Here is an 11,666-nt window from a genome sequence, read left to right as displayed (position 1 = left end):
CAGCCGGCCAGCCGTGCCGCTGTCGATCTAGCAGATGAAGCCCGTCGCATTGGCCGACGAAATATCCGGGATACGCAATAGCGATCAGTGAAGCGTTAAAGATCGAGCTTGCGACTATTTGCTTGGCGCACCCGCGCTATCAGAATTTCTAGGGTGTCATCCTCTGATTTAACGTGATCGCGACACACTTCGAGCAACTGCCGCCACGGCTCATGACGATCACTCACCGACTTTTCGGCACGAGCCTTCACATATAACTCGGCTTCGCGGAAGGTAAGCTTAGCTGTGTCCTTCTTCTTGCCTCGCACAAGAGTTACGCTACCCGGTACGCGATATTCTCCGAAAAGGTCCGCCACCGGAGAGGACGTGCTTTTGCCACGTTTGCGGGAACTTACGTCATTCAGCAGCTTGGTCAGCGCAATGTTCACAAGTGCGGGAGCTAGAGAACTTAACGCCTCGGCCTGCTCCACTCTGACCCGCGACAGGACTGCGGCGTTCGATACTTCCCCATTACCCTGCTCGCGCATCACCTCATGGTAGATGTCTTGGATTCCGTTTCGGAGCTCACTGAGCGTCGATTTTGCAGCCATGCCAGCTAATCTCCCTGATAACCCCGCTCATAGAACAAAAAGGGTTCAAAGGCTAGATTGTTACGCAGAAGGCTTCACGACAACTGAGTCCGTTGCGGGCTTCCGGCAGGCGCTACCCCGCCTGCCGTCCGCCTCCTCACTGACTAAGCATCGTTGTCCTCATAGAATGACTGGTCGACGGCACCGGAGGTTTCCAGCCTCGGCAAGCTGTAGGCGTTACGACCCGCCACGCGATCGAAGGTCATGAGGGTAGTGAACTTGATCTTGTCACCATGGAAGACCCTATCCTGATCCGTCTCCCCGTTAAGATCACCGACCACATGGGCGACAAGCGCACCTTCGCAACGCTCGATCTCAACCTCATAGATGTAAAGCTCGTCAAAATATGCGTTCGTCGATGCGATCTCCCCCGAGAGATCGTTCTCGATCATCATCGGGTCTTTTTGGATATAATCCGTGTTGATGTAATCTGAGAGGTCGCGAGTATGCCAGACCATGCCCGAGAAGTGGCCCGCGCCAATAAGGAACTCGGCCAGCCAGTCAGCCAAGTCATCGACGCTAGGTAGGTTTTCAGGAAGGTTGCTTAGGTTCTGCACCCGCTCATCCATGAGGAGCAAGTTGGGAATCAGAACGTCGGCTTGCCAAAGATTGGAAAGCGGATACGCCTGCTCAGCCCGAAGGGCCGCGCTATTCCCATAGCTGAAGTATGCCGCAACGAGCTCATGAGAATAACCGGAACCCAGCTTCTCGCCGGTCAGCTCACGATATCGCGAGCGGAGATTATCCGCGCATTCTTTGTAGATAGACATGACAAATCCATTTCTCACCGGCGTCTTAGTGGTAGTCGCAAGCGCTTCGTGACCACCTGCACCGGCACAAATGGGTTGCCATTAGGTGTCTGAGATCTGATCTGCCGCCTTTTGGGTCGCTTGCAGCCCTGGCGATCGGCTCCGCGCATTTATATAATGCACGCGCCGACCCATTTCAACCGGGCCATCATGATGACCCACCCTATTTAGCCTTAAAGCTCGTCAGTCGCGCTGCCATATCCCGGCTCAAAAAGCCGCCGATGATATTTTTCTGCATAGGGATTGGTCATCCCAGCAATAAAGTCGCAAATAGCCCGAGCGATCGAGGAACGCAGTGGGTCATCGAGGTCCATCCACGATTTTTCGGGCTTCTTATCTCGCTCAAAGCCGCGGAAGACATTTGATATTTCGTCATTGGATGGGTCAAGCGCCTTCATACCGACGAGTGATGACGGCCGTTCTGCGAAAGCTCGGAAAAGATCGCTGATGATCTTCTCTCCCTTATACTCCAAAGTCTGAACTTCGCGCCTTTTGACGATACCATCATAAGTGATGTCTCTAGCAAGGTGATCGAGAAGCGCGCGCGTAGCAGGCGGTACATAGGCATTTAAATCGAGCAGCGGGGATTCAAATACGCCCTGTCGGCGTACCTGAATTTCCATGATAAAATATCCCACAAGTAGAGAAATGGCGTGCTTACGCTCACACGCATCCCCCGAGAAAAGCTTGTCGACCAAGTCGCTCACAGCGACGTTTCGAACTTTGTCGACACCTGCTTTTCGAAATCCTTCCTCTATACCCTTTCCGGCTTCTTGCTTATCCAGAATATTTCGCCCAATCCCGTCCTCTAGATCATGAACTCCATAAGCTATATCATCTGCGAGTTCCATGATTGAGCAATCAAACGCTTTATAGAGCGGCTTTCCCTTCTCCCCAAGTCGACGAAATTCCTTGCGGTCGGCAACGGAAAATATGCTCAATGCTTTTTCAATTAGGGGCAGGTCCTCGTCATAAAAGCACTTCGGCGGTTTGGGAGACTTGGCCGCATCTCCATATTCGCTGTAAGCGACAGGATATTTCAAAATGCCAAGGAGGAGTCGCCGAGTGCAGCGAATGCCTTCTCCGCGATAGTATTTTTCCAAATGGGTTATGATACGGACGGTTTGAGCATTGCCCTCAAAACCTCCGAAATCCAACATTTGGGAATGAAGGGCTCGCTCACCCCCATGTCCATACGGAGGGTGACCGAGGTCATGCGCATAACAGACAGCTTCGATAAGTTCAGATGAAGGAAGAACGTCAGCGTAAAAGGCGCTTTTGCGGGAGGCTAGGTTCCAGACGATTCCGCGTCCAATCTGGCCTACTTCTAATGAGTGGGTCAAACGAGTCCGGTGGAAGTCTCCTTCTCCCGTACCCATCACCTGAGTTTTTGTCTGAAGACGCCTAAAAGAAGCGGAATGGATGATCCGACCCAAATCGCGCTGATATGGTTCGCGAGTGTCGCTGACGAAAGCCTCTTTCCCTACACCGGCATCCGCCTTGGGCGCATCAAATAGGGGGGCTCGATATGTAAGAGCCAATGCCAACTCGTGTCCGATTTCCTGTTCCATAATGCCCCCCGTCAATCCTCTGTCGGGACTGTCACAATGGACGGTATGCGGGCAAGCTCGGGGGTTTCACGTATCATTGAAACCTATGGGAGAGGGCTTACCAAATTCGAATGAATTTGCCGAAAAGTTGGAACAGTTCCAACTCTTAGAAACCAAACCATCGAAGGAATGGCGCGAGTGACGGGGCTCGAACCCGCGACCTCCGGCGTGACAGGCCGGCGCTCTAACCAACTGAGCTACACCCGCGAACTGTGTCGGTGGAGGGGGCACCTAGTGGAGGGTCGCAGCCCTGTCAACAGCATCGCGCATCATTTTCCCAACTCTTTTGGAAGAGGCCCGTCCTCCTCCTGATGGCCATTGGTAAATGTGCCCTCGGCGAACAGGAAACCGGCGATGTCGGGCCAGCCTGCGGCATCGAGCACCGTCTTCAGGATGATCAGCAGCGGCACGGCCAGCAAGGCGCCCGCCGTACCCCACACCCAGCTCCAGAAGCTGAGCGCGACGAGAATCAGGAGCGGATTGATCGTCAGGCGACGGCCGACCAGCATCGGCGTCAGCACATTGGCCTCGACCAGATGGACCGCGACGAACAGCGAGGCCGGTACCAGCGCATAGCCAAGGTCGCCGAAGGTCATGAGCCCGCCCACTGCAAGCAGCCCGGCCGCGACGATCGGTCCGAAATAGGGGATGTAGTTGAGGATGGCGACGAGACCGCCCCACATCACCGGGCTTGGCATCTCCGCGAACCACAGCATGACAGAAACGAGCACGCCCATGCCGATGTTCACCGCCGTGATCGTCGCCAGATAGGCCGAGGTACGGTCGACCATCTCCTGGATCACGCGCGCCGTGGTCATGGCGCTGGAGAAGCTGCCCCGGCTGGTGATCGTCCGGCGGCGCATGCGCGTCCAGCTCGACAGGAAGAAATAGACGACGAGGGTCGCGAAAACGAGCTGGACAAGCGCGTGCGGCGCCGACGTCGCCACATAGTCGAACAGCGAGTTTGGCTCCTGCACAGTGACAGTCCGGCCGCGCGCCGCCGAATTGCGCAGCAGAGCGCCCATCGTCTCGTCGACGAAGCGCTCGAACGACGAATAAATGTCGATCAGCGGTGACAGGTTGCGCCGGATCAGCTGGATGCGCGAGGGCAGCCGCGCGAACCATTCCGTCGCGGGGACGATGACCGAAGCGATCGCGGCATTGGCGAGGCCGAGGAACAGAATCACGCACAGCAGCGCCGCCAGCGGCGACGGCAGGCCCCGCCGCTCGAGCCATTCGAGCAGCGGCACCATCGCGACCGCTATGACCAGCGCGGTCGTGACCGGCAGGAAGAACTCGGATCCCGAACGTAAGGCGAAAGGGATGGCAAGGATGATCCCCGCGCCCGCAGTCAGCGCCAGCCACGCGAGCAGCCGGTCGCGCCGATAAGCCATCTCCGCCTGGATCGCCATCGAGTCGCGCAAGGCATCGCGCAGCACCTCGACCGGGGCCGTGGCATCGGCAGCCTGGGCAGGCCTTTCCCGATCCGCCACATCATCCTGCATCGATTCGCTCCACCCGAAAGACGGTCACAGGCATCCCTATCGCGCGTTCTGCGGGGCAGCGCCAGAATCCCCGACACTCGCCCAACGCCGCTGCGGAATTATTACGCCAAGACAACAGCTTCATGGCAAAGATATGGCTTCTTGCGTTAGCAGGTGCACAAAAACACCATATGTTGGGTTCCACGGGTCGTCTTGGCGGCAAAACGACTCGTCGTGCTTTTATTGACTCGTTAACTCGCTTCGCCGCATGGCCGCGATCGTAACTGGTCGCGGGGGCTCTGCGGGGGCAGAAAGCCGAAACAGCCTCCCTGCCGACAAGACGTGAAAAAGCAGCTCGCCCTATGTTTCGAGTTAGGGGCGGGATGGCTCTTTTGCGCATTGCATGGAGTAATGAATGCCCGCCAAACTGGCTCAACATCCGCTGATGATCGCCGCGATGATTGTCGCAGCGGCTACCGGCGCTATGGGCTTTGCGGCCATTCCGGCGTCTTCACCGACGCTTGCCTACGAAGTTTCTCCCCAGATCATCGATGACGACGCCGTCATCGACGACGGCATCGACCGGGTGCTGTTCAAGGAAGCCGCCAACAGCGGCAAGATCGATCGCGAGCTCGAATGCATGGCCAAGGTCGTCATGCACGAAGCCGCCAACCAGCCGCGCAGCGGCCAACTCGCCGTCGCGCAGGTCATCATGAACCGGGTCGGACAGAATCGCTTCGGCGAAACCGTCTGCGAGGTGGTGAACCAGCCGGGCCAGTTCTTCCGCACCGCCTCCTACAATCCGCGCCGCGACAGCGAGCGCTGGGCAATGGCGGTCGAGGTTTCGCGTCAGGCGATGGCCGGTCATGGCGACCAGGTCGTTCCCGGCGCCGTCTTCTATCACGCGGCCAGCAGTTCGCCGAATCGCTTCTTCCGGACGCGCGAGCGCCTGTCGATGGTGGGCGATCACATTTTCTATCGGTAAACCGACACAGATCGGAGAGGATGCAGGGGCCCGGCGGAGACGTCGGGCCCTTTGCTTTGGAGCTGTGATCGGGAATGGAACGCCCATGTCCCGCACCACCCGCGCCACCCAGGCCCTGACCAAAGCCGGCATCGCGCATGAGGTCCACAGCTATGCCTATGATCCCGGCGCCGAGCGCGTCGGGCTCCAGGCCGCCGAAGCGCTGGGCGAGGATCCGGTGCGGGTGCTCAAGACCCTGATGATCGAGGTCGACGGCAAGCCCGCCTGCGCCGTCATCCCGTCCGACCGCGAACTGTCGATGAAGCGCGCGGCAGCGGCCTTCGGGGGTAAGTCTGCGCAGATGATGACGTCAGCCGATGCCGAGCGGCTGACCGGCTACCATGTCGGCGGGATCAGTCCCTTCGGCCAGCGCAAGGCTGTGCCGACCGCGATCGAGGCAGCGGCGATGGACCACGCACTAGTCTACATCAATGGCGGTCAGCGCGGGCTTCAGGTGCGGCTGGCGCCCGGGGACGCTGCGGCGGCGGTCAAAGCGATCGTGGCGCCTCTGGTGGGGTGACATCTCCGCTTCAGGATAACCGAAGCAGAGACTTTTACGGTCGCGCGCCCCCCCTCCACCATGCTTCGCATGGTCCCCCTCCCCGTTTCGGGGAGGATCTTGGCCGCGCATTACCCCTGAGTTCCTCCCCGGCACGGGGAGGGGGACCGTCCGCAGGACGGTGGAGGGGAAGGGCGGGATAAACTCTCCTGACAACAACATATGTTCCGCTGGAGCCAGGGGACGCCTCGACGGTGCTCAAGGCGATCGCGGCGCCGGTGGCGGGTTGCTGCGAAGGGTCCGACGATTATTGCCCAACAGCTGCCCGCTGCTCCTCGGGCGTCGCAGCGCGGTGGCCGTAGCTCAGCACAGTAGTGATCTGCCAGCCGCCATCGCGCCTGGCCCAGACCATCACGAATTTGGCGATGCCTTCGCAGCGCTGCGTCGCCAGTTCGCAGAAGCGATGCTCGCCTTCCTCGATCGCGCCATAATCCTTGATCGGATAGACGCGGAAGCTTGCGGGGATCAGTTCTCGCCGCACTTTGCCGCAGATATATTTGCGGACCCCATCGACCATCGCCTCCCGCTCGAACGTCGCACCGCCATTGTCGTGGTAGAAGGCGACCTTCGGATCGAAATAGCCGGAGAAGGTCGGAAGGTCGCAGCGATTATAGGCATCGAACACCTTGCCATCGAGCGCCGCGATTTCCTGCGTCAGAGGGTTTTCGGCGATCGGGGCGGGAGCGGTTGCGGCAAGGGCGGCCAAGGCTAGGGTGGCGAGCATGCGGAGGGCTCCTCTGGACTAGCTAACATAGTGTTCGAGACGCCGTGTGGACGGCGTCATCATCCCTGCAATCGTCTCGATCTGCCAGAGGCGCCGCCTTTCCCCTCCACCACGCTTCGCATGGTCCCCCTCCCCGTGCCGGGGAGGACCTTCGTCGCAAATACCCCCAAGTTCCTCCCCGGCACGGGGAGGGGGACCGGCGCAGCCGGTGGAGGGGAAGCACGCAACAAAGGGGCGACAGGAACCGCTATACTCCCCCTACCGCGTACCCTCCGGCGCTTCGTCGCCGAACCGGATCGCCTGCGCATCCTTCCAGACCCGGTGCAACGCATCGCGCGGGGCGGTCAGGCCGATAGCGTCCATCCTCTCCTTCCACACGCCAGCCGCTTCAGATGCCTGCAGCTGAAGCTCGGTCACCGGCTTCTCGTCGACCCAGGCGGACAGGGTGCCGGCATTGGCGAACAGGAGGATCAGGGCGGCGACGGCGATGATGGTGGCGGTCCAGAGCACCGGGTGATCGCCCTCGATCGGGGTCGCGGACAGGTCGACCGGCGAGGCCAGTTCATGCTCCTTCAACTCGCGCGCCATCGCATCGCCTCCGTCAGAACTGATAATAGATGAAGGGCGCGACCCCTTCGTAGCGCATCGCGTCGACCAGGATGATCGCCACCGCCACCAGCAGGCCGAGCAAAGGCGCGGGCAGGCGGCGCAGGCGCAGCGCGATCGACTGGGCGAGATCGGGCGGGGTGAAGTGGAAAGCCATGCCGAGCAGGATGAGCGTGGCGAGCAGCGGCGTGGTCATGCCGTTGCTCCAGTCGCCGCGCCCCAGCCCACCGAGGAAGGCGATCGCCCCGTCGAATGTATCGGCGCGGAAAAAAATCCAGCCGAGCGTTACGATGTGGAAGGTAACGAGGATCGCGAGCAGCTTGGGCAGGCCCGGCAGCCCCGCCTTGCGCCAGCAGGTCTCGATCACCTGCACGCCGCCATGGAGGCCGCCCCAGATGAGGAAGGTCCATTTCGCCCCGTGCCAGAAGCCGCCGAGCAGCATCGTCAGCAGGATGTTGCGGCACTGCATGGCGAGCCCGCCCTTGTTGCCGCCCAGGCCGATATAGAGATAGTCGCGCAGCCAGCTCGACAGGCTGATGTGCCAGCGGCGCCAGAAATCCTGAAGCGAGCTGGCGCGATAGGGCTGGTTGAAGTTGCGCGGGAAGCGATAGCCGAACAGCGCGGCGATGCCGATCGCCATGTCGCTATAGGCGGAGAAGTCGCAGTAGATCTGCACCGCATAGCCATAGGCAGCCAGCAGCAGGTCGAGGCTCGAATGGGCCGAGGGATCGAAAAACACCGGATCGACCAGATTGACCGACAGTTCGGACGCGACGACCGCTTTCTTGAACAGCCCCCAGACGATCAGCAGCAACGCCATGGCGACCATGTCGCGGTTGAGCCGGGGGGTCTTCTCGAACTGCGGCAGCAGATCCGCGCCGCGCACGATCGGTCCCGCGACGAGATGCGGGAAGAAGGACATGAGGAGCGTGATGTCGAGCAGCGAGGCCGCGCGCAGCCGCCCGCGATAGACGTCGATCAGATAGGACATGCCCTGGAAGGTGAAGAAGGACACGCCGACCGGCAGCACGATCTGCAGCAAGGGCAGGTCGCGCGCCATGCCCCAGCCCGCCAGCAGCACGCCGAGCTGTTCGAGGAAGAAGTCATAATATTTGAAGAAGCCGAGGATGCCGAGATTGGCGATCACGCCGATCGTCACCAGCACCTTCTGCGTGCCGCGCGTCTGCGCCGCATAGATCAGTCGCGCTCCACCCCAGTTGATGAAGGCGGAGGCGATCAGCAGCGCGACGAAGCGCCAGTCCCACGCGCCGTAGAAGACCCAGCTTGCGAGCAGGAGCAGCAGCTTGCGCCATTCATTGCTGCGCGACACCGCCCAGACGAGGACGAAGACGAGCAGGAAGAAGAGACCGAAGTCGAGGGTCGGGAACAGCATCTAGGCGGTCACCAACGCGACGCGGCGCCGGCCGCGAGATCGAGGTCTGCCTGGAGCCGGCCCGCAATGTCCTGCCCGCCAGCACTGTTGAAATGGACATAGTCGCCGCGCATCCGGGTCGGCTGGAGCTTGACCCAGCTGACCGCCGTGCAGCGGCCGCCCATGCGCGCTTCCCAATCCCAGAAACCGAGGCGGAGCTGTTGCGCAACCTTGCGCTGGACGTCGCGGACGGCTTTGAGGCCGGGCGGCGGGAACAGGGGCTTGGCTGTGATCGCCCAGCCGGTGCGCGGTGCCTCGGCGACGACGGCCGGCGCAGGGCGCGGCTGCGCGGGGGCAGTGCGCTGTCCCAGCGCGTCGAGCACATCGCTGATATCCTCGCTGTCCGATGGCTGCTCGGGCGGGGGTGTGACGGGGCCGGATGGCGGCAGGGTCACCGGCTCGATGCAGGGCGCGGGCGTGACCGTCGGTGCATTGTTGAGCAGGTCGGTCCGCCGGGTCAGCGCATCGGGCGCGCCCAGCAGCAGGATCGGTACGCGCCCCGCGAGACGGCGGATGCGGCCGATCTGGGTGCGCAGCGTGATCTCATATTCCTGAGGATTGACGCGCGGGGCGAAGCCCTCATTGGTCCCGAAGGCGATGACGATCAGATCGGGTTTGTAGCTGCGCAGTTCCTCGGCGACGACCGAATCGTCGTTACGGCTGAAATGGATGAGCTGCGACCCGACAACACCCAGATTGGACAGCGCGACCCCGCCACCATCGCGGAAGGTCGCCCAGCTGGTGATCGTCACCGGCCCGCCATCCGTGACGACCGATACCGCGCCCTGGGCCTGGTCAAACTCCATCTCGCGGCATTCGGGCCGGGCGATCAGCGCACCCAGCTCGAACCGTTCGGACTGCCCCGCGACATTGATGACGAGCGCCCCTGCCCCCGGCTCCGCGATCGCGCAGATCACGAAACGGTCGAACATCTGGTTGGCGGAGGCGGTGAGCCCGATGCGAGCGCCCGATGCGTTGGAAGTGATGCTGAAGCCCGACAGGCCCAGCGCGCCGCGCGGGTTCTGCGATCCTGCGCCGAAGATCGACGAAATCGTCCAGCCGGGCGACATGTCGACGCTGACCCCGCGCGGATTATAGCCTTGAAAGGGCTTTCCCGGCGGCATCACCCCGCGCCCGGCGCTGCCGTAGCGCGCCTGCAGCGCGTCGCGCCACGCGCCGGTGATCGCGTCGCCGGCAGTGTGGCTGTCGCCGATCTGGAGGATATGGACCGGTTTGCCCCCGCCGCGCGCTTCCGCGAGCTTGTCGAAATAGGGGCGCAGCGCAGCATAGCCGCACAGCCCACCCGCGCAGTCGGCGGTAAGCGCCGGGGTCGCGGCAGTGGCGGCGGCCATCGCCAGCAGGCCGATCATCGACGGTTCCTGCTCTGCTCGTCGAGCGCGGCGCCGATGTCGGCGGGCAGCAGATCGGTCGGGGCGCCCTTGGCAGGCGGGTTGGCGGCCGGGGCCTTGGGCTTCTCGACCCTGGGCTCGCTCTTGCCTTCCGTCTTGGGGCGCGCCTCGCCCTCGGCTCTCGGCTCGGCAGCAGGCGCGCTCGTCCGCGCGGGTGCCGCCGGCTCGTCGGCGAGCGGATCGTCGAGGCGCGGGAGCTTCGGCGCAGGCTTGGCAGGCAGCGGCGCGAGCGCCTCGGGTGATGGTGCGACGACAGGCGGCGGCGGGGCCGCGCCACCGGCACGCGCACGCGCCTGATCGACATAGCTGCGGATGCGGCCGGCAAGGCCGCGCGTGATCCGCACATAGCCCGCATAGGACATATGGATGCCGTCATTGGCGCGCATCAGCACCGGCTTGCCGGTGGCGGGGTCGGGCAGATAGGCCGAATAGCGACCGCCGGAATCGACGCTGTAGGGAGCGGTCTCGATGAAGGGCACGCCCAGCCGCCCCATCAACTCGCGATAAAAGGCGTTCATCCGGACAACGTCGGCGTCATAGGCCGCCTCGCGCATCTTGGGCAGGCCGACCCAATAGACGATCGCCCCCTGCTCGCGCAGCATGGCGACATAGGATGTGACGCGGCGCGCGATCGCCGCCTGCCATTTCGGGGTCAGCAGCGCATAGACATGACCGCCATCGGCGACGCCCATCATGTCGTTGGCGCCGAAGGAGATCACCGCGACGTCGACCGGCGCCTGTGCGAGCCGAGCACGATCATGTGTCTCGAGGTTCAGCGTGCGATAGCGCGTGAAGCCGGTCGCCTGCTGGCTGAACTTGACGACCTGGTAGCCCGACTTGCGGCTCAGCTGATTGTACAGCGCGGTCCAGATGCCGTCGCCGAAGCTGTCGCCGAACACGCCGACACGCACCGGACGGCCCGCCGCGATGGCGTTGACGATGCCAGGCTGGATCGCGCGCGTCTCGGCTGTGACCGGCTGTTCGGGAAGCGGCGTTCCGGCGGTCGGCTTGGCCGGGGCCGGCCCCTCGTCGCCGACCGGCGACGGCGGCGCTACGTCGGCGTCGGAAGTAGCGATTTCGGTGGGCGCGACATAGCTCACCCCAGGCGCGTCCCTGACGCCAAAGGCATAGCCGATCGCCGCCCCCGCCGCCACGCCCAGAAACAAAACCGCCGTCCGATCGAGCAGAATGACCGCTGCCTTCATCGTGCCACCCGCACTTACTCCCAAACTACCTCGACGCGGCTGGACTGGTCAGCGGAACGCGATACCGATCGTCCTTAATATGCGGTGCGGCGCACTGTCGAGCGCGATCGGGCGGCCGGACGCGGGCAGATCACGGCTGGGCGGTTCGGAGGCCGGAAAAGCCTCCGAAACCGCC

The 11,666-nt window shown here is 62.5% G+C and carries 11 protein-coding genes and 1 tRNA gene; 2 read left to right on the top strand and 10 right to left on the bottom strand.

Features of this window, described 5'->3' with window-relative positions:
• Positions 1-95 precede the first annotated feature (95 nt).
• The 5 genes from ACNI3R_RS19975 to ACNI3R_RS19955 all read right to left on the bottom strand — a co-directional run bounded on the left by ACNI3R_RS19975 (position 96) and on the right by ACNI3R_RS19955 (position 4,553).
• Positions 96-590: a hypothetical protein gene (locus ACNI3R_RS19975; RefSeq protein WP_426186851.1), complete on the bottom strand. Its 495-nt coding sequence runs from the start codon at positions 588-590 to the stop codon at positions 96-98.
• Between the two features lie 143 nt (positions 591-733).
• The gene (locus ACNI3R_RS19970; protein WP_426186848.1) at positions 734-1,399 is read right to left on the bottom strand and encodes a hypothetical protein; all 666 of its coding nucleotides are present in this window, start codon (positions 1,397-1,399) and stop codon (positions 734-736) included.
• 212 nt (positions 1,400-1,611) lie between these two features.
• Positions 1,612-3,009 carry an anti-phage deoxyguanosine triphosphatase gene (locus ACNI3R_RS19965; RefSeq protein WP_426186845.1) on the bottom strand — a complete coding sequence of 466 codons (1,398 nt, stop codon included), beginning with the start codon at positions 3,007-3,009 and terminating at the stop codon, positions 1,612-1,614.
• A gap of 169 nt (positions 3,010-3,178) precedes the next feature.
• Positions 3,179-3,255, bottom strand: a tRNA-Asp gene (locus ACNI3R_RS19960).
• A gap of 62 nt (positions 3,256-3,317) precedes the next feature.
• A complete protein-coding gene (locus ACNI3R_RS19955; RefSeq protein WP_426186842.1) occupies positions 3,318-4,553 on the bottom strand; it encodes an AI-2E family transporter in 1,236 nt (411 codons plus the stop codon).
• A 394-nt stretch (positions 4,554-4,947) separates the two neighbouring features.
• Between ACNI3R_RS19955 and ACNI3R_RS19950 the strand changes: the two genes are divergently transcribed.
• Both ACNI3R_RS19950 and ybaK read left to right on the top strand, forming a co-directional pair.
• Positions 4,948-5,517, top strand: coding sequence for a cell wall hydrolase (locus ACNI3R_RS19950; protein WP_426186839.1), 570 nt, complete (start codon positions 4,948-4,950; stop codon positions 5,515-5,517).
• A gap of 85 nt (positions 5,518-5,602) precedes the next feature.
• Positions 5,603-6,076 carry a Cys-tRNA(Pro) deacylase gene (gene ybaK / locus ACNI3R_RS19945; protein ID WP_426186836.1) on the top strand — a complete coding sequence of 158 codons (474 nt, stop codon included), beginning with the start codon at positions 5,603-5,605 and terminating at the stop codon, positions 6,074-6,076.
• A 286-nt stretch (positions 6,077-6,362) separates the two neighbouring features.
• Here ybaK and ACNI3R_RS19940 read toward each other — a convergent pair whose 3' ends face one another.
• The 5 genes from ACNI3R_RS19940 to ACNI3R_RS19920 form a co-directional block, all read right to left on the bottom strand.
• A complete protein-coding gene (locus ACNI3R_RS19940; RefSeq protein ID WP_426186833.1) occupies positions 6,363-6,839 on the bottom strand; it encodes a nuclear transport factor 2 family protein in 477 nt (158 codons plus the stop codon).
• A gap of 258 nt (positions 6,840-7,097) precedes the next feature.
• A complete protein-coding gene (locus ACNI3R_RS19935; RefSeq protein ID WP_426186830.1) occupies positions 7,098-7,427 on the bottom strand; it encodes a hypothetical protein in 330 nt (109 codons plus the stop codon).
• Positions 7,428-7,440: 13 nt separating this feature from the next.
• Positions 7,441-8,838 carry an MBOAT family O-acyltransferase gene (locus ACNI3R_RS19930; protein WP_426186827.1) on the bottom strand — a complete coding sequence of 466 codons (1,398 nt, stop codon included), beginning with the start codon at positions 8,836-8,838 and terminating at the stop codon, positions 7,441-7,443.
• An 8-nt stretch (positions 8,839-8,846) separates the two neighbouring features.
• Positions 8,847-10,247 (bottom strand): SGNH/GDSL hydrolase family protein, encoded by a 1,401-nt coding sequence (locus ACNI3R_RS19925; RefSeq protein WP_426186824.1) that lies wholly within the window; start codon positions 10,245-10,247, stop codon positions 8,847-8,849.
• Positions 10,244-11,491 carry an SGNH/GDSL hydrolase family protein gene (locus ACNI3R_RS19920; protein ID WP_426186821.1) on the bottom strand — a complete coding sequence of 416 codons (1,248 nt, stop codon included), beginning with the start codon at positions 11,489-11,491 and terminating at the stop codon, positions 10,244-10,246. The genes ACNI3R_RS19925 and ACNI3R_RS19920 overlap by 4 nt, the downstream gene beginning before the upstream one ends.
• Positions 11,492-11,666 lie beyond the last annotated feature (175 nt).

Origin of the sequence: Rhizorhabdus antheiae, assembly GCF_049889055.1 — a bacterium.
In the GTDB taxonomy this organism is placed as follows: domain Bacteria; phylum Pseudomonadota; class Alphaproteobacteria; order Sphingomonadales; family Sphingomonadaceae; genus Rhizorhabdus.
The sequence above is the reverse complement of the archived record's forward strand: the minus strand, read 5'-3'. Positions and strand labels throughout refer to the sequence as shown.

Coding starts and splice junctions, on each gene's coding strand:
- ACNI3R_RS19975 (WP_426186851.1), bottom strand. CDS start 590: ATGGCTGCAAAATCGACGCTCAGTGAGCTCCGAAACGGAATCCAAGAC.
- ACNI3R_RS19970 (WP_426186848.1), bottom strand. CDS start 1,399: ATGTCTATCTACAAAGAATGCGCGGATAATCTCCGCTCGCGATATCGT.
- ACNI3R_RS19965 (WP_426186845.1), bottom strand. CDS start 3,009: ATGGAACAGGAAATCGGACACGAGTTGGCATTGGCTCTTACATATCGA.
- ACNI3R_RS19955 (WP_426186842.1), bottom strand. CDS start 4,553: ATGCAGGATGATGTGGCGGATCGGGAAAGGCCTGCCCAGGCTGCCGAT.
- ACNI3R_RS19950 (WP_426186839.1), top strand. CDS start 4,948: ATGCCCGCCAAACTGGCTCAACATCCGCTGATGATCGCCGCGATGATT.
- ybaK (WP_426186836.1), top strand. CDS start 5,603: ATGTCCCGCACCACCCGCGCCACCCAGGCCCTGACCAAAGCCGGCATC.
- ACNI3R_RS19940 (WP_426186833.1), bottom strand. CDS start 6,839: ATGCTCGCCACCCTAGCCTTGGCCGCCCTTGCCGCAACCGCTCCCGCC.
- ACNI3R_RS19935 (WP_426186830.1), bottom strand. CDS start 7,427: ATGGCGCGCGAGTTGAAGGAGCATGAACTGGCCTCGCCGGTCGACCTG.
- ACNI3R_RS19930 (WP_426186827.1), bottom strand. CDS start 8,838: ATGCTGTTCCCGACCCTCGACTTCGGTCTCTTCTTCCTGCTCGTCTTC.
- ACNI3R_RS19925 (WP_426186824.1), bottom strand. CDS start 10,247: ATGATCGGCCTGCTGGCGATGGCCGCCGCCACTGCCGCGACCCCGGCG.
- ACNI3R_RS19920 (WP_426186821.1), bottom strand. CDS start 11,491: ATGAAGGCAGCGGTCATTCTGCTCGATCGGACGGCGGTTTTGTTTCTG.